Source organism: Streptomyces sp. NPDC001270 (assembly GCF_042896695.1).
Lineage (GTDB): Bacteria > Actinomycetota > Actinomycetes > Streptomycetales > Streptomycetaceae > Streptomyces.
Map to the genome: position 1 here is coordinate 25,174 of NZ_JBIAXM010000024.1, position 21,736 is coordinate 46,909.

Genomic DNA, 21,736 nt, shown 5'->3' on the forward strand with positions numbered 1-21,736 from the left:
CGGCGGCCGGCCGCCCGCTGCCGAAACCGTGTGTCGGCCGCCCGTCCCCGGGTACGCGGTGAACAACCCGTGAAAGATGTGGAGGGAGACATGCAGCGAGGCAGTGACCGGCTCAGCGTGCACCGGGACGACGAGATGAAACACGAACTGAAGGATCTGCTCAGGTCCGGACACCCCACCCGGACCGAGGAGTGGTACGACCCGGAACCCCCCGCGGAGGACGACCCGGAGATCTGGCGCGGCCCGGTGCGGCCGGGGAACGCGACCGGGACGTCCCTGGAGTCGGTGCGGCTGGAGCTGGCCCGGCTCCTGGGCCGCCGTCTCTTCCCGGCCGGTCCGGGCGAGCTGTCGAACGCCCTGCGCCACGGGCGCGCGCACGACGACCTGATCGAGGCGGTACGGCGGCTGCCGCGGTCGGCCCGCTACGGCAGCGTGCAGGAGCTGGCCGAGGCGATGACCGCGCGGCGGCGCTGACCGCGTCCGACCGGACCCGGCCGGGTCCGGGCACCGACGTCCGCGGGACGGACGGTACTTGGGACGGACGTGCGCGCGGGCGGCGCGCTCCGGACGGGCGGCGTGCCGCGGTCCGCGCGGCGGGGCCGGGCGCTCCGGTCCGCGGTTCCGGCCCGGACGGTGCGGCACCGCCTCAGGTGGCGGTGACGTCGGGGGTCACCGCGCCCCCGCAGCGCCGCTCACGCGCGCCCTCACGGGTACGGCCCGCGGCGACGGGACGGCGCGGGTTGCGGCGCAGGTACTCGCCCTCCAGCTGCGCCATGCGCTCGTTGTGGGCGCGCAACGCGTCGTTCGATCCGTACAGCAGCGTGTCGTGACGCGTGCGGTGGATCGTCTCCAGTTCCTTCATGAGCTGCTGGTCGTCGAGACGGTCCGGGTCGACTCCGGTCATGGTGTGCCCCGCTCGTCGTGTCTCACGTTCCTGAATCCGCTGGTCAATGAGATCCATTGGTCCCTGGAACCCACTGGTCCCTGGAATCCACTGTACGAACATCCGGCCGGGCCGCTAGCGCGCCCGCTCCACCCGGCGCTCGTCCCAGACCGGCTCAGCGGTCTCGCGTACCCGGCCGTCGCTGCCGAAGACCAGGTAGCGGTCGAAGGAGCGGGCGAACCAGCGGTCATGGGTGACCGCGAGGACGGTCCCCTCGAAGACCTCAAGGCCCTCCTGGAGCGCCTCCGCGGACTCCAGGTCGAGGTTGTCGGTGGGCTCGTCGAGCAGCAGGGCGGTGGCGCCCGCCAGCTCCAGCAGGAGGATCTGGAAGCGGGCCTGCTGGCCGCCGGAGAGCCGGTCGAAGGGCTGCTCGGCCTGGTTCGTCAGCTCGTAGCGGCGCAGCCGGGACATGGCGGCGCCCCGGTCCTGGGCGTGGTCCTTCCACAGGATGTCCAGCAGGGTGCGGCCGGCCAGCTCGGGGTGCGCGTGGGTCTGCGCGAAGTGGCCGGGGACGACCCGCGCGCCCAGCTTCCACTCCCCCGTGTGCGCCACCTCGTCACCGGCGAGCAGCCGCAGGAAGTGCGACTTGCCGGAGCCGTTGGAGCCGAGCACGGCGACCCGTTCGCCGTAGAAGACCTCCAGGTCGAAGGGTTTCATCAGGCCGGTCAGCTCAAGGCCCACGCAGGTCACCGCCCGTACGCCGGTGCGGCCGCCCTTCAGCCGCATCCGGATGTCCTGCTCGCGCGGCGGCTCGGGCGGCGGTCCGGCCTCCTCGAACTTCCGCAGCCGGGTCTGGGCGGCCTGGTAGCGGGAGGCCAGCTCGTGGCTCTTGGTGGCCGCCTGACGCAGGCTCAGCACCAGCTTCTTCAGCTGCGCGTGCTTCTCGTCCCAGCGCCGGCGCAGTTCCTCGAAGCGGGCGAAGCGTTCGCGCCGGGCCTCGTGGTAGGTGGTGAAGCCACCGCCGTGCACCCAGGCGTCGGCGCCCGCGGGAGAGGGCTCGACGGAGACGATCTTCTCCGCGGCGCGGGCGAGGAGTTCACGGTCGTGCGAGACGAACAGCACCGTCTTGCCGGTCTCCCGCAGCCGTTCCTCCAGCCAGCGCTTGCCGGGCACGTCGAGGTAGTTGTCCGGCTCGTCGAGCAGCAGCACCTCGTCGGTGCCGCGCAGCAGCGCCTCCAGCACGAGCCGTTTCTGCTCACCGCCGGAGAGGGTGCGCACCTGCCGCCACTGGGCACGTTCGTAGGGCACGCCGAGGGCGGCCGTGGTGCACATGTCCCACAGGGTCTCGGCCTCGTAGCCGCGCGCCTCCGCCCAGTCGGCGAGGGCCTGCGCGTACTGGATCTGCGCGGCCTCGTCGTCGACGGTCATGAGGGCGTGCTCGGCCCGGTCGACCGCGCGCGCGGCCTCGCGGATGCGCGGCGGGGCGACGGACACCAGCAGGTCGCGCACGGTCGTCTCGTCCCGTACGGATCCCACGAACTGGCGCATCACGCCCAGGCCGCCGGAGACCGTGACCGTGCCGGCGTGCGGCTTCAGCTCCCCGGAGATCAGCCGGAGCAGGGTGGTCTTGCCCGCGCCGTTGGGGCCGACCAGGGCGACTGCGGCGCCCTCGCCGACCCGGAAGGAGACATCGCCGAGCAGCGCCCTCCCGTCGGGGAGGTAGTACTCCAGGTGCGCGGCTTCCAGATGTCCCATGGTGAGGAATTCTGCGGGCCACCACCTGTTTGCGGCAAACGCTTATCCGGCCGTGTCCGGGCGGGATGTCCAGCCACGTTCCGGCCGACCGTCCCGGCCTGTCCCGGCGGGACGCCCGTACGTGTCCCGGCAGACTGTCCAGCCGCGACCGGCCGGACGGACGCCGCTCCCGCCGGCCGGCTCGTCGGGCTCGTCAGCGCGTCGGGGGGCCGTCCGCACCGGGCTCCGCGGTCCTGGGCCGCACGGGCTGCGGCTCGCCGGTCGGGCCGCTGGCCCCGGCCGGCGCCAGTGCCGCGCCCTCCCAGGACAGCACCTTCCAGCCGTCGGCCGGGGAGCCCTCCAGGACGACCACACCGGTGTTCTCCAGCGGATGGCCGGCGACGAACGGGACGTCGACGTTGTGTGCCCGGGCCGCCGTCCACATGCGGATCGCGGCGCCGTGGCTGACGACCACGGCCGTCCCGGCGACGGCCTCGGCGGCCTCCGCGACCACCGCGTCGAACCGGGCCAGCGTCTCGGCGCCGGTCTCCGCGCCGGGCATGCGCAGCGCCGTGTCACCGCCCGCCCACGCGAACACCGTCCTCATGTACGCGAGGCCCGGTTCGGTGTCGCCGGGGAGCATCTCCAGGTCGCCCGCGGACAGCTCGCGGACGCCGTCCCGGATCCGGACGTCCAGGCCGCGGGCCGCGGCCAGCGGGGCGGCCGTCAACTGGGTGCGGACCAGGGTGGAGACGTACACGGCCTCGATGTCCTCGTCGGCGAGCGCCAGCGGCAGGGCGGCGGCCTGCCGCTGCCCGAGAGGGGTCAGACCCGGTCCCGGTACCGCGGTGTCGAGCAGTCCCCCGACGTTGGAGGGGGTCTGGCCGTGCCTGACCAGGAGCAGACGCATACCGGTTCCTCTCAGTTCCTCCCGCTCGACCGCTCCGCCCGGGGGCGGGGGACGACCGGTCCAGGGTACCCGTCGCCCCATGGGCCCAGGTGTCCTCCCCGTTGTCTCCGGGGGTTGTCTCCGGGCCACCGGTACGCGGTGCGGGCGTGGCTGCTCGACCTCTGCCGCCGCACCCGGTCCCGCCGGCACGACGGCTGAAGCGCGGCCCGGTCACCGCCCCGGGCGCCGGCCGTCCCCCGGCCGCTGCGCGCGGACCGGACCACCCGCGCGGCCACCACCTGCCCGGCCACCACCCGCCGGGCCACCCACCGTTCGTCCATATCCTGAAACACCGGTCTCATCATTCGGTTGGCGCGCGTACGGTGAGGCGTGCCGCAGACCGGGGCCGCGGGCCCCGGCGGACTGGTACGGAGCGACGACGCGAAGGGGTAGAACCATGCCGAAACCGCGGGAGACCGCCGTCTACACCCACGGGCACCACGAGTCGGTGCTGCGGTCGCACATCTGGCGGACCGCGGCCAACTCCGCGGCGTATCTGCTCGGTTCGATCAAGCCCCACATGAAGATCCTGGACATCGGCTGCGGTCCGGGGACGATCACCGCCGACCTGGCGGCGCTGGTCCCGGACGGGCGGGTCACCGGCGTCGACCAGGCACCCGGCGTCCTGGAGCAGGCCCGGGCCACAGCCGCCGAACGCGGGCTGGCCAACGTCGACTTCGCGGTCGCCGACGTCCACGCCCTGGACTATCCGGACGACACGTTCTGCGTGGTCCACGCCCACCAGGTGCTCCAGCACGTCGGCGATCCGGTGCAGGCGCTGCGCGAGATGCACCGGGTGACCGCTCCCGGCGGCTTCATCGCCGTCCGCGACTCGGACTACGCGGCGATGACCTGGTACCCGGAACTGCCCGGCCTGGACGACTGGCTGGACCTGTACCGGCGGGTGGCCCGTGCCAACGGCGGCGAGCCGGACGCCGGGCGGCGCCTGAAGTCCTGGGCGCTGGCCGCGGGGCTGCGGGACATCACGGCCGGCTCCGGGACCTGGACGTTCGCCGCGCCCGAGGAGCGGGCGTGGTGGAGCGGGCTGTGGGCGGAGCGGACCGTGGCCTCCTCGTACGCCGAGCGGGCCGTCCAGGGCGGCCACGCGACGGCCGGGCAGCTGCGCGCCGTGGCCGACGCCTGGCGGGAGTGGGGTGCGCGCAAGGACGCCTGGTTCGCCGTGCTGCACGGGGAAATCCTGTGCCGTAAGGACGCCTGATCCGCGGCTACCGGGAAACCCGGCGCGCAGGAGGTGCCCCTGATGATTCCCATCCTGCTGATCCTGCTCGTGGTACTGATCCTGTTCGGCATCGGGTTCCTGGTGAAACTGCTCTGGTGGTTCGCGCTGGCGCTGCTGGTCGTCTGGCTGCTGGGCCTCCTGGTCCGCGGCCTGCTGCTCCACACGAAAGGCCGCGACCACAGCCGCCAACACCGTTGGTGACGTCCGGCGCGTTCCCTTCGGCCGGCCGCCCCCCTGCGGAACGGCGGCCGGCCGCAGCGAGACGGAAGGGCCGGGCGCCGACGCGTCCCGGCCTGCCGCCGCGCGGTGCCCGGCCCGCCCGTCCGCGTCGCCCCTCCGGTCCGGCCCGCTCAGCCCGGGACTGCCTCCCGGGCCAGCAGCCGGGCCGCCGACACGATCGCCTGGGCGTCGATGCCGGCGGCGTGCAGCTGCTCGTCCGGCGCGGCCGACCCCGGCATCGTGCGCACCGCCAGCCGGACCAGGCGGGGCACCGCACGGCCGTCGACGAAGGCGTCCAGCACCGCGTCCCCGATGCCGCCCTCCTCGTGGTGGTCCTCCACGGTGAGCAGACAGCCGGTCTCCTCGGCGGCCAGCCGCAGGGTGTGCCGGTCGACGGGCTTGACGGAGTACAGATCGACGACCCGGACCGCGATGTCCTCGCCCGCCAGCTGGTCGGCGGCGGCCAGCGCCTCGGGCACGGTGACGCCCGCGGCCACCACGGTGATCCGGTCCGCGGCGGAGGAACGCAGCACCTTGCTGCCGCCGATCGGGAAGTCCTCGTCCGGGTCGTAGACGACCGGGCCCGCGCCGCGCGAGGTGCGCAGATAGCGGACGCCGGGCAGCCCGGCCATGGCGGCGACCAGCTTCGCGGTCTGGTTGGCGTCGCACGGGTACAGCACGGTCGAGCCGTACACGGTCCGGAACATCGCCAGGTCCTCCAGGCCCATCTGGGAGGGCCCGTCCTGGCCGATCGAGACGCCCGCGTGCGAGCCGATCAGATTGATGCCGGAGCCGCTGATCGACGCCATGCGCACGAAGTCGAAGGCGCGCGTGAAGAATGCCGCGAACGTCGAGGCGAACGGCACCCAGCTGCGCGCCGCCATGCCCACCGCGGCGGCGATCAGCTGCTGTTCGGCGATGTAGCACTCGAAGAACCGGTCGGGGTGCGCCTTGGCGAAGAACTCGGTACGGGTGGAGTCACCGACCTCGCCGTCCAGGGCGACGACGTCCCCGCGGGCGGTGCCCAGTGCGGCGAGCGCCTCGCCGAACGCGTCCCGGGTGGCGACCCGGTCGCCCCGCGCGTACCGGGGCAGCTCCAGGACCTCCGTCGGGACGAAGCGCGTGGGGCGGGCGGTGCGCGGCTCGTGCACCTGTACCCGCAGGTCGCGCTGGCCGCCCAGCTCGGCGACGGCCTCCTCCGGGTCGGGCAGCGGCTTGCCGTGCAGACCCTCGCGGTCCTGGACGGAGGCGACGCCCTTGCCCTTGAGGGTGCGGGCGAGGATCACGGTGGGCTGTCCGCTGGTGGACTCGGCCTCGGTGAAGGCTCGGTCGACAGCCTCGACGTCGTGGCCGTCGATCTCCACCGTGTGCCAGCCGAAGGCACGGAACCGGCGGGCGTACGCGTCGAGGTCGTGGCCGTGCCGGGTCGGGCCGCGCTGGCCGAGCCGGTTGACGTCCACGATCAGCGTGAGGTTGTCCAGGTGCTCGTACGCCGCGTGTTCCGCGGCCTCCCAGATGGAGCCCTCGGCGAGTTCGCTGTCCCCGCACAGCACCCAGACGCGGTAGCCGGTGCGGTCCAGCCGCTTGCCGGCCAGCGCGATGCCGACGCCCACCGGCAGCCCCTGGCCGAGCGAACCGGTGGCCGTCTCCACCCACGGCAGCCGCCGCGGGGTGGGGTGGCCCTCCAGTCGGCTGCCGAGCGAGCGGAAGGTCAGCAGTTCGGCGTCGTCGACGAAGCCGGCCGCCTTGTACGCGGCGTACAGCAGGGGCGAGGCGTGTCCCTTGGACAGCACGAAGCGGTCGTTGGCGGGATGGGCGGGGCGCTCGAAGTCGTAGTGCAGATGGCGGTCGAGCAGCACCGCCATCAGCTCCGCGGCGGACATCGACGAGGTGGGGTGCCCGGAGTCGGCCGCGGCGGCGGCGCGCACGCTGTCCACCCTCAGCTGCTGGGCCAGCTCGGTGAGTTCTGCGGTGTTCATGGGGCTCCTTCGGTGGGGGTGTCGGGGCCGGGAGGGCTCCCGGTGCTCGGCGCGGGTCCGCCCGGCACCCGGGCCAGTTCGGGGGAAGACGTGTCCAGCGGCACCGACCAGGAGCGCACCAGCCCCAACTGGACGGCCTGCGGTGGCAGTACGGTGTCCAGGAGCCAGTCGGCCGCGACCCGGACCCGGTTGCCGGGCATCGCCGCCAGGTGGTATCCGCGGGTGACCGCCGCGGCCGGCAGGCCGGAGAGCGGCAGGCCGAGCGGGTCGGCGGCGGCCCGGGTCCCGCCGAGGTCCACGACGAAACCCAGGTCGCGATGGCGGTAGGGGCGGCGCTGTCCGACACCGAGCGAGGCGGCCACGTTGTCGGCGGCGACCGCGCCCTGCCGCCAGGCGTGCTGCGCCGTCATCGGCGTGAGCCGACCGGGCCGCTCCAGGTCGGGCACCGCTGCCGCGTCGCCGCACGCGAAGACCTCGGGCTGCCCGGGCACCTGAAGATAGGGGTCGACGATCAGCCGGCCGCGCTCCAGTGGGCGGCCGACGTCCCTGACCAGCGGATCGGGCCGGACGCCGACGCACCACACCAGCGTGCGGGTCTCGACGAACTCGCCGTCGGTGAGCCGGACCCCCTCGTGGGTGGCCTCCTGCACCGAGGTACCCATGCGGATGTCCACACCCCGCCGGCGCAGCACGCGGTCGGCGGTGCGCGACAGGTGCTCGTCCAGTTCGGGCAGCACCCGCGGCGCGACGTCCAGCAGCAGCCAGCGGGGCCGCACCCCGTCGGGCAGTGTCTGCCTGCGGGCCAGTTCCGCGGTGGACCGCTGCATGTGCGCGGCCACCTCCGTGCCGGTGTAGCCGGCACCGACCACGACGAACGTGCAGCGTGCCGCGGCGCCGCGCGGGTCGTCGTCGGCGGCCAGCTCCAGCTGGCGGGTGACGTGGTCACGCAGGTACAGCGCCTCGGGCAGACCGCGGAAACCGTGCGCGTACTCGGCGACACCGGGGACCGGCAGCAGTTTGTTGACGCTGCCGACGGCGAGCACGAGCCGGTCGTAGCCGAGGGTGGCCGTCCGGCCCTCGGGGTCGGTGTAGTGCACGGACCGCGCGTCGAGGTCGATGCGGTCCGCGACGCCGAGCACCAGGCGCACGCCGCGCAGGGTGCGGGTGAGCGAGACGGTGACGCGGCGCGGCTCCAGGGTGCCCGCGGAGACCTGGGGCAGCAGGGGCAGGTACAGGAAGTAGTCGGTCGCGTTCAGCAGGGTGACGTCGGCCTGCTGTCCGGTGCGCCGGGACAGCGTGCGGGCCGCACGGTACCCGGCGAATCCGGCGCCGACGATCACGATGCGGGGTCGGCTCACGGTGGCCTCCAGCGGTGCGACGGGTCCGAGCCCTCCGCGTCCCCCCGAGCGCCGCACTCAAAACGGGAAATCTCCGACCGACGGGGCGGTGATCGCGACGCCCGCCGGACCCGGCCGGGTGCGCTCGCCCGACGGACACCGCCCGACCGGCGACGCTCCGCGGACACCGCCCGACAGACACCGGGCGGCCGACGTCCCGCCAGGGACACCATCCGACGGACGCCGGCGGACGGGCGGCCCGGCGCGGACACCGTCCGACGGGCCCGGGTCGGCGGGACGTCCTGCGGACGACCCGGCCGGGTACGGTGAGTGATCGGAGGAAGCGATCTCATCGGCCGGGCGGCCCAACTAGGCTCGTGGCCATGGAGATTCTGGGCGCCTCACTGCGTATCTGCGTCGACGACCTCGACACCGCGATCCCCTTCTACGAACGCCTCGCGGGCGGCAGGGCCATGCGGTCCGCAAGCGGTGGCGTCCAGGTCGCCGCGGTCGGTTCCTTCCTCCTGATGAGCGGCCCCGAGGCCGAGCTGGAGCTGCTGCGCAAGGTGACCGCGACCATCGCCGTCAAGGACGTGGACGAGGCCCACCGGCTGCTCACGGACCTCGGCGCGCACGTCCTGGCGGGTCCGGTGCCGACACCGGCGGGCCGCACTCTGCTCGCGATGCACCCCGACGGTTCGGTGTTCGAGTACGTCGACCACCGGAGCTGACCCGACCACCGGAGCCGACCCGACCGCCCCGCCGTTCGTGCCGCCGCCGGCGGCTCAGGGCGTGGCGGGCCGCATGCGGAAGTCGTAGCGGGCGGGCAGCGGCTCGTCGGCGAGGCGGGACCACAGCACACCGATGGTCTCCGCACCCTCCCTCAGGTCGGCCACCTCGAAGCCCTCGTCGAAGACGGCGCGGGCCTCGGCGGGCCGCCCCTCGGCGAGCAGCAGCCCGGCCTCCAGGAGCCGGAACCGGCCGCGCCGCCGGATCGCCGGGTACAGCCGCCGCCACACGGCACGCGCCTCGGCGACGCGCCCGGCCGCCAGCATCGCCTCCAGGGCCTCACGGCCGAGCGCGGCGGTGGCGGCGGTCCACGACGGACCGTCGTCGCGCCGCTCCCGGCACAGGTCGTCGAAGGCATCGGCGTACCGGTCGGCGGCCCGCGCGTGGTGGCCGGACTCCTGGTCGGCGACGGCGAGGCAGCGCAGCAGCGGCCAGCCGGAGGGAGCGAGCGGCAGGGCCCGCTCCCAGCTGCGCACCGCCTGCGCCCGGTCGCCGGCGTGCCACTGGGCGATGCCGAGGTGGTACTCGCTGAGCGGGGTGGCGGGCGCGCTCTCCAGCAGCTCCCGCCAGTGCGCGGCGACGAGGGTGGGGTGCGGTGGCCGTACCCGCCGCGGCTCGGGGAAGGAGCCGGTGCGCAGCAGGTCCAGCCAGGGTGCCTGGGCCTCGCCGAGGGTGGACTCGTCGAAGGGCGTGCCGGGCAGCTTCCACCCGCCGCAGAGCACTTCGAGCGCGCCCCAGCCGGAGCCGGTGGCCAGGATCTCGCCGGGCGCGGTGTCGGCGCACGGCTTCCAGGCGGCGTAGGCGGCTTCGACGTCGGCCCGTGGCAACAGCGTCTCCAGCCGTTCCGCCGCGCCGCCGGTCACCGCGGGCCACGCCCCGTCGGACGGCGCGTCCAGCGGTCCGTACGCCTCCAGCCAGGACACCTCGCCCGCCGCCTCCAGCCGGACGTGTTCCAGCTGGGTGCGGGCGAGCCCGGCCTGGATCTCGCAGTAGCCGCCGGTGCCGGGTTCGGTCAGCCACCGCTGCCAGCGGCGGCCACCGGGCTGGGTGCCCCACACGAACAGCTTGCGCCCGCGCAGCACGTCGGTCGACGTCTGCACCAGCCCGTGCCCGTCGGCGTCGAGCGCGGCGATCCAGCGGCGGCGGCCGTCCGGGACCTCGTAGAAGAAGTCGGCGGCGTGCGCGCTGTTCAGCGGGTACGTCCGGTCGGTCCCCTCGTACGACGGCACCGGCACCCGGCGCAGGCGGCGCTCGTAGCCGAAGTACCAGGCTTCGTCGGCGGGGGCGAGGACCCGGCACTCCTCGGGCACGGCGATGTTGGACCACCAGTAGAGGGGCGCGGGCCGCTCGTGCGGGTTGCGGACGCGCACGCCGACGTACAGGAAGTCGGAGCCGTCCGGCAGCCACAGGTCCACCTGGAAGGGCAGGTCGCGCAGCCGCTCCCATTCCCACAGCCGCAGCATCTCCCCGCCGTCGGGGGCGGCGACCCGGGCGGCGTGCAGGGGCGCGCAGGACAGGGTCGTGTGGCCGGTGGCGCCGATGTTCCACTCGATGCCGCCGGAGTACCAGGCGTCGTTGAGGGCGAAGTTGGCGGGCTGGAACACCGGGTTGCGGTAGAGGAGTTCACGGCCGGTCGGCAGGTGGACCAGGGAGGCGACGCGGCCGCCGAGGCCGGGCAGGACGGTGGCGCGCAGCCGGTCGTTCTCGATCACGAGCGCGTCGATCCCGCGCGGTGCGCGCGCCCGGTCGTAGCCGTCCCTGACGTGGACCGGCAGCAGGCTGTGCAGCGGCTCGTAGCCGATCTGCCCGGCCATGTCGCGGGGCATCTCGTCGCGGTCCCGGTCCTCGATGCGGTGCATCTCGTCGAGGGGGCGCAGCGGGGGCAGCGGGTTGTCCTCGCCGAGTTCCGCGGCGGGCAGCCTCAGTACCTCACGTCGGATCGTCGTCACGATCACCATGGAACCGGGCCGGGCGCGAGCCGACCAGGGGCGGTGCCGGTCAGGATTGCGCAAAGGCGGCGGGCGGGGCACCCGGCCGGGTCGTGCGGGTCGGTGCCGCAGCCGGTGGCGTGGCAGCCGACGCACCAGCGGGGAGACCGGCCTCGGGCGCGGCGGCGTGACGGGTTCGCCGGGGCCGCGGCCGGGCACGGTTGCGGACGCGGGCCGCCCGGGTCACCGGGGGCGTCGGCCACCGTGAAATTCCGCCTGCGATGGGTCCTCGCCGACGTAGAGTCAGCCGTCCATCGGATCGTGCGAAGAACGGAACGGCACATGAGTGAGCGGCACACCTACCGGGTCATCGTCCGGGGCACCTGGGCGGAGCTGACCGAGCAGGCCCGGGACCGGCTGCTGGCCGAGGCCGCGGAGCACGGGATGACGAGCATGCGGTTCACCGAGGAGGGGTCGCTGTCGTACGAGGCACGGCCGCTGAAGCACTTCTCGTTGCGGTACGTGGTGGTGTCGGACGCAGCCGACGGGGAGGAGATGGCGGCGGCGCTCGCGGAGGAGCGCGCCGAGGCCCACCTGACCGGGCTCGGTTACGGGTTCACGGGTCTGAAGTCGACCGTCACGGACCTGGACACCATGAAGGTCAACCGGAAGCCCGCGTCTCGGCGGTGATCGCCCAGCGCTCGTGGTCCCGCCAGCCCCCGTCGATGAAGATCATCTTCGGTGAGAAGCCCTCCAGGCGGAAGCCGGCGCCGCGGGCGAGGGCGATGGAGGCGGCGTTGCCCGGCTGGACGTTGATCTCCAGCCGGTGCAGCCGCAGCGGCCCGAACGCGTACCCGATCACGAGGTCGAGCCCTTCGCGCATCAGCCCGCGCCCGGCCGCGTGCGCGAAGGCGCCGTAGCCGAGGGCGCCGCACTGGAAGCCGCCCTCGACGATGTTGTTCACGTTGATGAAGCCGGCGATGTCCCCGCCGTCCCGCTCGCAGACCAGGAATCCGGCTCTGGTCGGGTCCTCGATCAGCACGCTCGCGTACGCGGCGTAGGCGGCGTCGGTGAGCGGCGGGAACAGCCAGGGATGGTGCAGGTCCTTGCTCTCCCGGGCGCGGGTGGTGAACTCCGGCCCGTCACCGTAGGTGAAGTGCCGTATGCCCACCCGGGGCCCCTCGGCGAGAAAACGAGACACGGTATGCGGCATCCAGCCACCCTACGCCGTCGCAGGCCACCGGGGTCCGGGCTCCGGGCTCCGGGCTCCGGGCTCCGGGCTCCGGGCTCCGGGCTCCGACGACGGTCGCCGGCCCGGGTGAGGGATGTCCCGCTCAGCGCGCCGCCCGGCCGTCCACGGCGGTCAGCACAGGGCCGGTTCGTCGAGCGTCAGGGTGCCCGCGTCGGCGTCCAGTTCGGCCGCCACGCCGAACGGCACCGTCAGCGCCCCGTCGCAGTGGCCGAATCCGATCTCCTCCAGGACGGGGACGCCGAGATCGCCGAGGCGGTCGGCGAACACCGCGCGCAGTTCCTCGTAGGGACCGCACTTGACCCAGGACCCGAGCCCGACGCCCGCCACGCCGTCCAGGCGGCCGGCGCGCAGGAGCTGGGTCAGCAGCCGGTCGACGCGGTACGGCGACTCGCCCACGTCCTCCAGCAGCACCAGCCCGCCCCGGGCGACCGGCGGGGCGAACGGTGTGCCGAGGTCGGTGGCGAGCAGGCTCAGGCAGCCGCCCAGAGTGATCCCGCGGGCCCGGCCCGGTACCAGCGCCGGGCCCCCGGCGGCGATGGTGCGGACCGTCTCCGGGGCGAACAGGGTCGCCCGCAGATGCTCCTGCGCCCGTGTGTTCTTGATGAAGTCGATGCCCGCCACGGCCGGCCCGTACAGCGTGACCAGGCCCAGCCGGTCGGCGAAGGCCCGGTGCAGCACGGTGGTGTCGCTGAAACCGACCAGCACCTTCGGGCCAGCCGCCCGCAGCGCGTCCCAGTCGAGCAGGTCGACCATGCGCTGGGCGCCGTAGCCGCCGCGGGCGCACAGCACCGCCGCCACGTCCGGATCGCACCAGGCCCGCTGGAGGTCGGCGGCCCGGTCGGCGTCCGTGCCCGCCAGATGGCCCAGCTCGGCGTGCCGGTCCCGCGCGTGGGGCTGCACGACCGGGTCGAGGTCCCAGCCGCGCAGGACGTCGAGCCCCGCCTCCAGACGGTCCTCTGCCAGCGGCCCGCTCGGGGCGACCACCGCGACCCGCGCCCCGGGGGCGAGCCGCGGCGGCCGGACGAGTTCTCTCATGTATGCAGCTCCAGCTTGCGGATCCCCGGCACGTCCAGCCCGAACACCTGGGCGTACAGGGAGAGTTCGGCTTCCAGGGCGCGCACCATCGTCTCCGCCCTGCGGAAGCCGTGTCCCTCCCCCTCGAAGGTGAGGTAGGCGTGCGGCACCCCGCGCCCCGCGATCCGGGCGAGGAAGCGCTCGCACTGTACGGGCGGGCAGATCACGTCGTCCAGGCCCTGGAGCAGCAGGAAGGGCGCGGAGACCTTGTCGGCGTGCTCGGACGGCGACCGGTCCGCGTACCGCTCGGGGACCTCGGCGAGCGGTCCGACCAGACCCTCCAGGTACCGCGACTCGAAGTCGTGGGTCTCCCCGGTGCCCCAGCCGGTGAGGTCGAGGATCGGGTAGAGGATCGTGCCGCACCCGTAGACGTCGGTGCTCGCCAGGGAGGCCGCGCTGGTCCAGCCGCCCGCACTGCCGCCGCGGATCGCGAGCCGGTCGCGGTCGGCGGTGCCCTCCTCGGCGAGGGCCAGCGCGACGGCGGCGCAGTCCTCGACGTCGACGACGCCCCACTGCTCGCGCAGCCGGTCGCGGTACTCGCGGCCGTATCCGGTCGAGCCGCCGTAGTTGACCTCGGCGACGCCGATGCCCCGGGAGGTGAAGTACGCGATCTCCAGGTCCAGTACCAGCGAAGCCCGGCCGGTGGGGCCGCCGTGCGCCCAGACGACGTACGGCGCCGGCCGGCCGGCGGGCGCCTCGACGCCGGGGTGGTGGGGCGGGTACACGTGGGCGTGCACGTCGCGTCCGCCGGGGCCGGTGAAGGTACGCACCTGCGGCTCGGGGTAGTAGGCCGGGTCGACCGGATCGGTGTGCCGGGCGGCGACGGCCCGGGCCCGGCCGGTCCCGGCCGCCAGCTCGACGATCTCGTACCCGCTGCGCGGGCCGGCGCCGACGGTGACGACCCGGTCGCCGTGCGCGGCGAGCGTCGCCTCGAACTCCGACCAGGGCCCGGCGGCGTCGGTGATCTCGCCGGTCCGCGGGTCGAGCACCCCGAGGGCCTTGGCGCCACGGCCGTGCACGACCGCGATCAGCCCGTTGTCCAGCGGGGCGAACCAGCGGTGGCCGAGCTTCCACAGCGGCCCGCCGAACTCCTCCTCGCGCGGGCACAGCGGGGTGCCGTCGCGGTACAGGTTCCACCAGCCGCTGCGGTCGCTCGCGTACAGCAGGCTCCCGTCGGCCGCCCAGTCGGCCTGGGCGACGGACTCCGCCGGTCCGCCGGCCACCGTCCGCGCCCCGCGCAGGGTGCCGTCCGCCGTGACGTCCGCGACGATCAGCTCCGTGCCGTCCCAGGGCATGCGCGGGTGGTCCCAGGCCAGCCAGGCGGCACGGCGGCCGTCCGGGGAGAGCCGCGGGCCGGTCACGAACCGGTGCCGCTCGGCGGTGAGTTCGCGTACGGCGCCGCGGTCCTCGGCGGCCGAGCCGTCCAGCGGCACGGCCGCCGCGACGCGCCGCAGGTCGCCGGGCCCCTCGCCGGTGAACTCCTCCAGCACGCACCACGCTTCGCCGCGTTCCAGGTCGATCCGCGGCTCGGCCCAGCGCAGTCCGCCGCCCACCGCCGAGACCGGTGTCAGCGGCCGCGGCTCGCTCCCCGGTTCGTAGCGGTACAGGCGCTGGTCGGCGAAGTTCACGAACACCACGAGCGGCCCGTCCGCCGACATCACGCCGGCCCAGGGCAGGCCGCCGTACTCGATGACGCGGCTGCGCACGTTCCAGGGCGCGGGCAGCAGCGACTCCTCCGTGCCGTCCGCGCCCGCCCGCGTCGGCGCCGCATGCCCCGCCTCCGGGCCACGCCGCCGCACCAGGGTCCGGCGCCCGCCCTCGGCGGGCCGCGGCTCCGTCCACCAGACCTCGTCGCCCACGAAGCCCACCCACTCCGGGTGGCCGTCGTGCGCGGCGGCCAGGGCCGCGTCGATGGGCGAGGGCCAGGAGCCGTACGCCATGGTCGTCATGTGATCCCCCATCGTCATGCCGTCCGCAGGAAGCGGTCGAGGACCCGGACGCCGAAGTGCAGCGCCTCGACCGGCACCCGCTCGTCGACCCCGTGGAACATGGCCTGGTAGTCGTAGCCCTCGGGGAGCTTCAGCGGGGTGAAGCCGTAGCCGGTGATGCCGAGCCGGGAGAACTGCTTGGCGTCCGTGCCGCCCGACATGCAGAACGGCACCACGTGCCCCTCGGGTGCGAACTCCTCGATGGCGGCCCGCATCCCGGCGAACGTCGGCGAGTCGACCGGCGCCTGGAGGGCGACCTCCCGGTGGTGGAACTCCCAGTCCACGTCCGGCCCGGTCAGCCGGTCCAGGGTGGCGCGGAACTCGTCCTCGCCGTCCGGCAGGTACCGCCCGTCGACGTAGGCGACGGCCTGCCCCGGGATCACGTTCACCTTGTAGCCCGCGTCCAGCATGGTCGGGTTGGCGCTGTTGCGGACGGTCGCCTCCACCAGCTTGGCGGCCGGGCCGAGCTTCGTCAGCAGCCCGTCCACGCCGTCGGGGCCGTCGAGGTCGGCGTCGATGCCGTACAGGGCGGCGAGTTCGGTGAGCGCGGCGCGCACGGTCGGGGTGAGCCGCAGCGGCCACTCATGGTCGCCGATGCGGGTGACCGCGGCGGCCAGCCGGCTCACCGCGTTCTCCCGGTTGACCTTGGAGCCGTGCCCGGCCCGGCCGTGCGCGGTCAGTTTCAGCCAGCCCGTGCCGCGCTCACCGGCGGCGATCGGGTAGATCTGGCGGCCGGTGCCGTCGTGGAAGGTGTACGCGCCCGACTCGCTGACGCCCTCGGTGCACCCCTCGAAGAGGTGGGCGTGCCGGTCGGCGAGGAACCCGGAGCCGTCCTCGGCGCTGTCCTCCTCGTCAGCGGTGAAGGCGATGACGACATCGCGCCGCGGGCGCACGCCCTCCCGTGCCCAGGACCGGACCACCGCGAGGATCATCGCGTCCATGTTCTTCATGTCGACCGCGCCCCGGCCCCAGACGACCCCGTCGCGGATCTCGCCGGAGAAGGGGTGCACGCTCCACTCCTCGGCCTGTGCCGGGACGACGTCCAGATGACCGTGGACGAGCAGGGCCGGGGCCGACGGGTCGGTGCCCGCGACACGGGCGACGACGTTCGTCCGTCCCGGGGTGCGTTCGAGGAGGGCGGGTGCGAGGCCGGCGCCCGCCAGCTGCTCGGCCGCGTACTCGGCGGCGGGCCGTTCCCGGCAGTCACCGCCGCCCCGGTTGGTGGTGTCGATCCGGATCAGGTCGGAGGTGAACCGGACGACCTCGTCCAGTGCGCGCCGGTCAGCCATACTGTTCCTCCACCGCGGCCGAGACGATGGTGGTGACCGCCTTGAAGCTGCGGATCCCCTCGTACATGGTGTCGCTGGTGTACGCCACCTTCCGCTCCCCGGTCCGCTCGACGCCCGGCACCACGGTGGCGGCCTGTGCCAGGTGCTCGGCGTCGAACTCCAGCGCGATGGTGAACGGGCCGCCGCGGACCGGATCGTGGCGCACCGCGAGTGCGGCGGCCTCCTTGGCCGCGGCGTGGATGTCGGCGGCGGTCCTGGCCGGTGTACGGCACACGGCCGCGTACCGCGACACGTGGTCCTTCACGGCGACCTTGAGCGCCTGCGGCGCGTAGCCGAGCGCGTCCTCGCAGGCCACGTCGTCGCCGGTGACGAGGACCACGGGCACCCCGTACTCGGCGACGACATGGGCGTTGAGGAGTCCCTCGCTGGCCCGTTCGCCGTTCAGCCACACCCCGGTGATGGAGTTGGCGAGGTAGGTGTGGGCGAGGACGCCCTCCATGCCGGCGCCCGCGTGGTAGCCGACGAAGGCGACGCCGTCCACGTCCCCGTGCTGCACGCCCTCCACCATGGACAGTGACTTGTGCCGTCCGGTGAGCATCTGGGCGCGTTCGTCGAGCCGCTCCAGGAGCAGGTTACGCATGGTCCAGTGGGCCTCGTTGACGAGGACCTCGTCGGCCCCGCCGTCCAGGAAGCCGCGTACCGCGGCGTCGACGTCGGAGGTGAACATCGACCGGCACCGCTCCCACTGCGGTGTCCCCGGCAGCACGTCGGCCGGCCAGGTGACGCCGGTGGCGCCCTCCATGTCCGCACTGATGAGGATCTTCATGCCGCGCACGTTACGCGGTACGGCGCCTACCGGCCATGATCAGCGGCAGAAAACCGTCGGACCCGCCGGAGCGGAGGGTCTTCACCCCGGGCGGGAACATTCCGGGTCCGGCCGGCGCTGTCCTCCATACCCGGTCGGGTACCGCGACGTACTCCATGGGGAGCGACGACGGCGAGGAAGGGCGTGGGAGTGATGACTGGTCAGGAGCTGTCCGGCCGGGGCGAGGGCGTGTCCCTCGTGACGTGCTGCGGCCGGCGGATCGCCGTGAAGTGCTTCACGCTGGCCACACCGGAGAATCCCATCAGCCGGGTCACCCTGGACGTCGGCAAGGACCGGGACGGCGAGCCGGGCACCTGGGCCTCGCTGACCGCCGACGAGGCCCGCGGCCTGGCCCACCTGCTGCTCGCCGAGGCAGCCCGCGCGGAGCGGTCCGGCCGGTGAGACACCGCGGGACCGGCCGGAGCGCGGGTGACGCACCCGAGGGGCAACCGGACCAAGGGTGACGCACCCGAGGAGCAGCCGGACCACGGGTGACGCACCCGGGGACCGGCCGGACCAGGGGCGGGGGCCGGGCCCCTGGGCGGTCGGAACCGGCCGACGCGGGCCACGCTCCCCCGGTCCGCCGGAACAGACCGGCGATCGGCCGGCGAGGGTCAGCCGGCCGCTCCGGCCACCAGCCACTTCGACGGCAGTTCGATGCGTCCGCCGTCCGGCGCGGACTCGGTCGTGACCAGCGGCAGTTCGCCGCTCGCCAGGACCGTGAGCCCCGCCGACCGCAGGTATGCGGGCACCGCGTCGTCGGCCACCGCACCGGGCGCTATGCCGTGGCGGAAGATCGGGACGATCTTGGCGGGCGGGCCCGCCGGGCCCTGGGCCAGGCTCCGCAGGACCCCGCCGGCGGCCTCGGACGGTTCGACCAGGAAGGCGCGGCCGCGCGCGCCCACCAGGGTGGCTATCCCGTCCGCCAGCGGTTGCCGGTCGTCGGGTTCCGCCTGGTGCAGCACGCCCCGCATATAGACGTTCGCGTCGCCGAGTTCCCCGTGCAGCGTCTCGGCCTCGCTCTTGTCGACGGCGTTCAACTGCCGGTACGTCGCCCGGCCCGCGGGGTCGGCGTGCCGGGCGTGGGCCAGGGCCGCCTCGGCTATGTCCACGCCCAGGACCCGCGGGAACCGCCCGCCGAGGAACCGGGACTGGGTGCCGTTGCCGCAGCCGAGGTCGACCAGCGGCAGAGCGGGGTCGGTCAGGTGCGGGGCGAACAGGTCGAGGTGGACCGCGGCGGTCAGCGCCGGATCCGCGTCCCAGAACACCGCGCCCGGCTCGTCGGGCGCCTCGCGCCAGAACCCCTCCCAGGCCGCCCGGTACCGACTCGTCACGCTCATGCCCAACTCCCCAGGATGCGACGCCTGTCCGCCAGAAGTGGCGGGTTCGTACGGTCTATCGCGTGCGGGTCCCGGCGACAAGCGCGTGGCGCGTTCCTACACCACGCACCTGTTTCTCGTACGCCGTCGTGCGACCCCCACACCCGCGCACGCCCCTGAACCATCCCGGGGCTTTCCCCGGGCTTTCCCTGAAGTCGTCCCTTGACCTGCCGCTGACCCGTTGTGAACTGCCGCCGAGCCGTCCCCGGACGGTCAGCCCGGACGGTCAGCGGCGTCGTGCCGTCAGTTCGAACCAGACAGTCTTCCCGGCGTTCGTACGGCTCGTGCCCCACTCCCGGGCCAGCGTGCTCACCACGCGCAGCCCGCGCCCCGACTCGTCCTGGGGCCCGGCGCTCAGCAGGGTCGGCAGGGTGTGATCGTCGTCGTCCACCTCGCACAGCAGGGTTTCGCCCCGCACCAGCCGCAGCTGGACCGGGCGGCTGTGCGAATGCCGTACGGCGTTGGTGACCAGTTCACTGACCAGCAGCTCCGCGCTGCCGGCGAGCCGGGACAGGCCCCACTCGTGCAGTTGCTCGCCCACCGCGGCGCGGGCCCGGCCGACCTCCGCCGGGTCGAGGCCGAGCCGCCACTCGGCGACGTCCTCCGGTCCGATGCCGTTGAGGCGGGCCATCAGCAGGGCCACGTCGTCCTTGCGGCCGCCGTGCGTGTTGAGGGCGCGGATGATCGTGTCGCAGGCGTCGTCCATGGAGGCGGCCGGGTGGGCCGCGGACTCACAGAGCGTCGCGAGACCGACGCCGATGTCCTCGCCGCGCACCTCCACGAGCCCGTCGGTGCACATCACCAGCCGGTCCCCGGGCGCCACCGGCACCCGCACCGCCTCGAAGGGCACGCCGCCGACGCCGATGGGGGCGCCGGTGGGCAGGTCGAGCAGTTCGCTGCGGCCGTCCGCCCGTACCAGCACGGGCGGGATGTGGCCCGCGTTGGCGATCAGCAGCTCGCTCTCGATCGGGTCGTAGACGGCGTACAGGCAAGTCGCCAAGTAGGTGTCGCCGAGCCGCTGGGCGAGGTCGTCGAGGTTGCGCAGCAGTTGGGCCGGTGGCAGGTCGAGGGCGGCCATGGTCTGTACGGCGGTCCGCAGCTGGCCCATCATCGCCGCCGAGTTCAGGCCATGGCCCATGACGTCACCGACGACGAGCGCGGTGCGGGCGCCGGGCAGCTTGACGGAGTCGAACCAGTCGCCGCCGACCCGGCCGAGCAGGGTGCCGGGCAGATAGCGGGTGGCGATGTCGCAGCCCGCCATGCGCGGCGGGATGTGCGGCAGCATGCTGTCCTGGAGGGTCTCGGCGACGCTCTCCTGGTAGGTGTACATGCGTGCGTTGTCGAGCACGAGGCCCGCGCGGGCGGCGAGTTCCGCGCCGGTGACCCGGTCCATGTCGTTGAACTCGACGCGCTCGGGGTGGCGCAGCAGGATCATGAAGCCGAGGACGACGTGGCGTGCCTTCAGCGGCACCACCAGCATGGAGCGGCGGCTGATGAGCGGCCGGATGTCGCGCTTCTCGAACTGCGAGGCGATGGCGTGCCCCAGCTCCTCGCTGATGCGCGGTACCAGGACGGGCTCGCCGGTGGTCATGCACTGGAAGAACGGGGTGTGCGCCGGGAACGGCATGGCCTCGCCGACCGGGACGACGTCGTCCCAGCGACCGGGTTCGTCGGTGTGCTCCAGGGCGACCCGGTGCCACATGGTGGTGGTGTCCGGCACACCGTCGGGAAAGCCCTCGCCGGCGACGACCTGTTCGCGCAGATAGGTGCCGGCGACGTCGGTGAAGCGCGGTACGACGGCCTTGCTGACCTCGATGATGGTCCGGGAGAGGTCGAGGGAGGTGCCGATGCGTCCGCTGACCTCGTTGAGGAATTCGAGGCGTTCACGGACGGCCGCGAACTCCAGGTCCTCGCCGTCCTCGTCGGTGAGGTCCTCCGGTACCGGCAGGCCCTGCGCCGCGACCCGGGCCGCCCGCGCGCGGCGGGCCAGGCGCTCGGTCCGCCGGGCCACGCCCCAGTCCGGGGTCACCGGCACCCGGTCGTTCTGGCTGAACTCCAGGACGGGATAGCCCAGTTCGAGGATCTGCGCGACGATGCGGGCGCCCTCCCCGACGCTCATGCTGGGCAGGATCTCGGGCAGCCGGCGGGCCAGGTCGTCGGCGCCGGGGAAGTCGGTGTGCAGGGCGAAGCCGGGGGCGATCCGCTCGAACGCCGCCGTCGGACGCGGGTCGTCCGGGTCGCCCGGGTGCAGCCGGTCCGCGTCGGCGGCCAGCACCAGCAGCCGCTCGTCGCCCGGACCGACCAGCGGGTACGCCCACCACACCACGTCCACCCGGCCACGGGCGGGGTCCCGGTCGCGGTCCGGCACGGTCAGCCGGGCACGGCCCGCCGCCGGGTAGTTCAGCCGTCCGTCGAGGGAGGATCCGAGGTCGGGTCCGAGGTCGTCATAGGCCGCGTACGCCCCGTACGGAGTGATCGCGTCGTCGTCGGGGAGCGCTCCCGAGACGGGCAGCAGGTCGAGCACGGGCCGGCCGACGGCCTCGTCCTTGGCGGCGCCGAACAGCCGGCGTGCGCCGGTGCTCCAGTGGGACACCAGGCCGTCGCGGTCGACGACGATCACGGCGAGCGGGATGCGGCCCGCCGCGCCGTCACCAGCCCCGCGGCTGGGAGGTCTGTCCCTCTCGCTGCCACGGTCCATGGCCCAGGCCCTTTCTCCCCACGGCTCCGCAAAGATCTGTGCCGCCCGCCCCTACCGTACGGCTACGTCCGGTCGCGATGTGTGCCAACGCCGGAATTGGCTCCGCATGATCGCTCCGGCTGGCCGGGCCGCG

At 74.0% G+C, this 21,736-nt stretch carries 19 protein-coding genes; 6 read left to right on the forward strand and 13 right to left on the reverse strand.

What is annotated here, in order from left to right:
• Positions 1 to 90 precede the first annotated feature (90 nt).
• Positions 91 to 474 (forward strand): DUF2795 domain-containing protein, encoded by a 384-nt coding sequence (locus tag ACFY2B_RS32270; protein ID WP_390766607.1) that lies wholly within the window; start codon positions 91 to 93, stop codon positions 472 to 474.
• A gap of 172 nt (positions 475 to 646) precedes the next feature.
• On the opposite strand, the gene ACFY2B_RS32275 is transcribed toward ACFY2B_RS32270, so the two are convergent.
• The 3 genes from ACFY2B_RS32275 to ACFY2B_RS32285 all read right to left on the reverse strand — a co-directional run bounded on the left by ACFY2B_RS32275 (position 647) and on the right by ACFY2B_RS32285 (position 3,527).
• Complete coding sequence (locus ACFY2B_RS32275) at positions 647 to 961, reverse strand: DUF6158 family protein (protein ID WP_390766608.1); 315 nt, start codon at positions 959 to 961, stop codon at positions 647 to 649.
• A gap of 57 nt (positions 962 to 1,018) precedes the next feature.
• Positions 1,019 to 2,638: an ABC-F family ATP-binding cassette domain-containing protein gene (locus tag ACFY2B_RS32280; protein ID WP_376533194.1), complete on the reverse strand. Its 1,620-nt coding sequence runs from the start codon at positions 2,636 to 2,638 to the stop codon at positions 1,019 to 1,021.
• A gap of 193 nt (positions 2,639 to 2,831) precedes the next feature.
• Positions 2,832 to 3,527: a histidine phosphatase family protein gene (locus tag ACFY2B_RS32285; RefSeq protein ID WP_390766609.1), complete on the reverse strand. Its 696-nt coding sequence runs from the start codon at positions 3,525 to 3,527 to the stop codon at positions 2,832 to 2,834.
• A 436-nt stretch (positions 3,528 to 3,963) separates the two neighbouring features.
• Between ACFY2B_RS32285 and ACFY2B_RS32290 the strand changes: the two genes are divergently transcribed.
• Together ACFY2B_RS32290 and ACFY2B_RS32295 are read left to right on the forward strand one after the other, a co-directional pair.
• Positions 3,964 to 4,785 carry a class I SAM-dependent methyltransferase gene (locus ACFY2B_RS32290; protein WP_390766610.1) on the forward strand — a complete coding sequence of 274 codons (822 nt, stop codon included), beginning with the start codon at positions 3,964 to 3,966 and terminating at the stop codon, positions 4,783 to 4,785.
• A gap of 42 nt (positions 4,786 to 4,827) precedes the next feature.
• Positions 4,828 to 5,007, forward strand: a complete 180-nt coding sequence (locus tag ACFY2B_RS32295) for a hydrophobic protein (protein ID WP_390766611.1) — start codon at positions 4,828 to 4,830, stop codon at positions 5,005 to 5,007.
• A 149-nt stretch (positions 5,008 to 5,156) separates the two neighbouring features.
• Here ACFY2B_RS32295 and ACFY2B_RS32300 read toward each other — a convergent pair whose 3' ends face one another.
• Together ACFY2B_RS32300 and ACFY2B_RS32305 are read right to left on the reverse strand one after the other, a co-directional pair.
• Positions 5,157 to 7,004, reverse strand: coding sequence for a transketolase (locus ACFY2B_RS32300; RefSeq protein WP_390766612.1), 1,848 nt, complete (start codon positions 7,002 to 7,004; stop codon positions 5,157 to 5,159).
• The gene (locus ACFY2B_RS32305) at positions 7,001 to 8,362 is read right to left on the reverse strand and encodes an NAD(P)/FAD-dependent oxidoreductase (protein WP_390766613.1); all 1,362 of its coding nucleotides are present in this window, start codon (positions 8,360 to 8,362) and stop codon (positions 7,001 to 7,003) included. The genes ACFY2B_RS32300 and ACFY2B_RS32305 overlap by 4 nt, the downstream gene beginning before the upstream one ends.
• A gap of 362 nt (positions 8,363 to 8,724) precedes the next feature.
• Between ACFY2B_RS32305 and ACFY2B_RS32310 the strand changes: the two genes are divergently transcribed.
• On the forward strand, positions 8,725 to 9,072 hold the full coding sequence (locus ACFY2B_RS32310) for a VOC family protein (RefSeq protein WP_390766614.1): 348 nt from the start codon (positions 8,725 to 8,727) through the stop codon (positions 9,070 to 9,072).
• A gap of 54 nt (positions 9,073 to 9,126) precedes the next feature.
• Here ACFY2B_RS32310 and ACFY2B_RS32315 read toward each other — a convergent pair whose 3' ends face one another.
• Positions 9,127 to 11,088: a DUF5107 domain-containing protein gene (locus ACFY2B_RS32315; protein ID WP_390766615.1), complete on the reverse strand. Its 1,962-nt coding sequence runs from the start codon at positions 11,086 to 11,088 to the stop codon at positions 9,127 to 9,129.
• Between the two features lie 312 nt (positions 11,089 to 11,400).
• Between ACFY2B_RS32315 and ACFY2B_RS32320 the strand changes: the two genes are divergently transcribed.
• Positions 11,401 to 11,748, forward strand: coding sequence for a DUF6204 family protein (locus ACFY2B_RS32320; RefSeq protein WP_390766616.1), 348 nt, complete (start codon positions 11,401 to 11,403; stop codon positions 11,746 to 11,748).
• Here the strand turns inward: ACFY2B_RS32320 and ACFY2B_RS32325 are convergent.
• From ACFY2B_RS32325 to ACFY2B_RS32345, 5 genes are all read right to left on the reverse strand, one after another.
• A complete protein-coding gene (locus ACFY2B_RS32325) occupies positions 11,720 to 12,271 on the reverse strand; it encodes a GNAT family N-acetyltransferase (RefSeq protein ID WP_390766617.1) in 552 nt (183 codons plus the stop codon). The genes ACFY2B_RS32320 and ACFY2B_RS32325 overlap by 29 nt on opposite strands.
• Before the next feature lie 150 nt (positions 12,272 to 12,421).
• The gene (locus ACFY2B_RS32330; RefSeq protein ID WP_390766618.1) at positions 12,422 to 13,345 is read right to left on the reverse strand and encodes an LD-carboxypeptidase; all 924 of its coding nucleotides are present in this window, start codon (positions 13,343 to 13,345) and stop codon (positions 12,422 to 12,424) included.
• Positions 13,342 to 15,333, reverse strand: coding sequence for a prolyl oligopeptidase family serine peptidase (locus tag ACFY2B_RS32335; RefSeq protein WP_390766619.1), 1,992 nt, complete (start codon positions 15,331 to 15,333; stop codon positions 13,342 to 13,344). Before ACFY2B_RS32335 ends, ACFY2B_RS32330 begins: the two co-directional genes overlap by 4 nt.
• Positions 15,334 to 15,347: 14 nt before the next feature.
• Complete coding sequence (locus ACFY2B_RS32340; RefSeq protein WP_390766620.1) at positions 15,348 to 16,661, reverse strand: M20/M25/M40 family metallo-hydrolase; 1,314 nt, start codon at positions 16,659 to 16,661, stop codon at positions 15,348 to 15,350.
• Positions 16,654 to 17,487: a M55 family metallopeptidase gene (locus ACFY2B_RS32345; protein ID WP_390766621.1), complete on the reverse strand. Its 834-nt coding sequence runs from the start codon at positions 17,485 to 17,487 to the stop codon at positions 16,654 to 16,656. Before ACFY2B_RS32345 ends, ACFY2B_RS32340 begins: the two co-directional genes overlap by 8 nt.
• A 192-nt stretch (positions 17,488 to 17,679) precedes the next feature.
• Here ACFY2B_RS32345 and ACFY2B_RS32350 point away from each other — a divergent pair, with 192 nt between their 5' ends.
• A complete protein-coding gene (locus tag ACFY2B_RS32350) occupies positions 17,680 to 17,928 on the forward strand; it encodes a hypothetical protein (protein WP_390766622.1) in 249 nt (82 codons plus the stop codon).
• Positions 17,929 to 18,140: 212 nt separating this feature from the next.
• Here the strand turns inward: ACFY2B_RS32350 and ACFY2B_RS32355 are convergent, their stop codons facing one another.
• Both ACFY2B_RS32355 and ACFY2B_RS32360 read right to left on the reverse strand, forming a co-directional pair.
• A complete protein-coding gene (locus ACFY2B_RS32355; RefSeq protein ID WP_390766623.1) occupies positions 18,141 to 18,866 on the reverse strand; it encodes a class I SAM-dependent methyltransferase in 726 nt (241 codons plus the stop codon).
• A gap of 265 nt (positions 18,867 to 19,131) precedes the next feature.
• The gene (locus ACFY2B_RS32360) at positions 19,132 to 21,603 is read right to left on the reverse strand and encodes a SpoIIE family protein phosphatase (RefSeq protein WP_390766624.1); all 2,472 of its coding nucleotides are present in this window, start codon (positions 21,601 to 21,603) and stop codon (positions 19,132 to 19,134) included.
• Positions 21,604 to 21,736: the final 133 nt, after the last annotated feature.

Excerpts from the sequence above, each read along its gene's own strand:
- ACFY2B_RS32270 (WP_390766607.1), top strand. The coding sequence starts at position 91 with ATGCAGCGAGGCAGTGACCGGCTCAGCGTGCACCGGGACGACGAGATG.
- ACFY2B_RS32285 (WP_390766609.1), bottom strand. The coding sequence starts at position 3,527 with ATGCGTCTGCTCCTGGTCAGGCACGGCCAGACCCCCTCCAACGTCGGG.
- ACFY2B_RS32355 (WP_390766623.1), bottom strand. The coding sequence starts at position 18,866 with ATGAGCGTGACGAGTCGGTACCGGGCGGCCTGGGAGGGGTTCTGGCGC.
- ACFY2B_RS32290 (WP_390766610.1), top strand. The coding sequence starts at position 3,964 with ATGCCGAAACCGCGGGAGACCGCCGTCTACACCCACGGGCACCACGAG.
- ACFY2B_RS32335 (WP_390766619.1), bottom strand. The coding sequence starts at position 15,333 with ATGACGACCATGGCGTACGGCTCCTGGCCCTCGCCCATCGACGCGGCC.
- ACFY2B_RS32280 (WP_376533194.1), bottom strand. The coding sequence starts at position 2,638 with ATGGGACATCTGGAAGCCGCGCACCTGGAGTACTACCTCCCCGACGGG.
- ACFY2B_RS32325 (WP_390766617.1), bottom strand. The coding sequence starts at position 12,271 with ATGCCGCATACCGTGTCTCGTTTTCTCGCCGAGGGGCCCCGGGTGGGC.
- ACFY2B_RS32350 (WP_390766622.1), top strand. The coding sequence starts at position 17,680 with ATGACTGGTCAGGAGCTGTCCGGCCGGGGCGAGGGCGTGTCCCTCGTG.
- ACFY2B_RS32315 (WP_390766615.1), bottom strand. The coding sequence starts at position 11,088 with ATGGTGATCGTGACGACGATCCGACGTGAGGTACTGAGGCTGCCCGCC.
- ACFY2B_RS32300 (WP_390766612.1), bottom strand. The coding sequence starts at position 7,004 with ATGAACACCGCAGAACTCACCGAGCTGGCCCAGCAGCTGAGGGTGGAC.
- ACFY2B_RS32360 (WP_390766624.1), bottom strand. The coding sequence starts at position 21,603 with ATGGACCGTGGCAGCGAGAGGGACAGACCTCCCAGCCGCGGGGCTGGT.
- ACFY2B_RS32320 (WP_390766616.1), top strand. The coding sequence starts at position 11,401 with ATGAGTGAGCGGCACACCTACCGGGTCATCGTCCGGGGCACCTGGGCG.
- ACFY2B_RS32330 (WP_390766618.1), bottom strand. The coding sequence starts at position 13,345 with ATGAGAGAACTCGTCCGGCCGCCGCGGCTCGCCCCCGGGGCGCGGGTC.
- ACFY2B_RS32295 (WP_390766611.1), top strand. The coding sequence starts at position 4,828 with ATGATTCCCATCCTGCTGATCCTGCTCGTGGTACTGATCCTGTTCGGC.
- ACFY2B_RS32275 (WP_390766608.1), bottom strand. The coding sequence starts at position 961 with ATGGATCTCATTGACCAGCGGATTCAGGAACGTGAGACACGACGAGCG.
- ACFY2B_RS32345 (WP_390766621.1), bottom strand. The coding sequence starts at position 17,487 with ATGAAGATCCTCATCAGTGCGGACATGGAGGGCGCCACCGGCGTCACC.
- ACFY2B_RS32310 (WP_390766614.1), top strand. The coding sequence starts at position 8,725 with ATGGAGATTCTGGGCGCCTCACTGCGTATCTGCGTCGACGACCTCGAC.
- ACFY2B_RS32340 (WP_390766620.1), bottom strand. The coding sequence starts at position 16,661 with ATGGCTGACCGGCGCGCACTGGACGAGGTCGTCCGGTTCACCTCCGAC.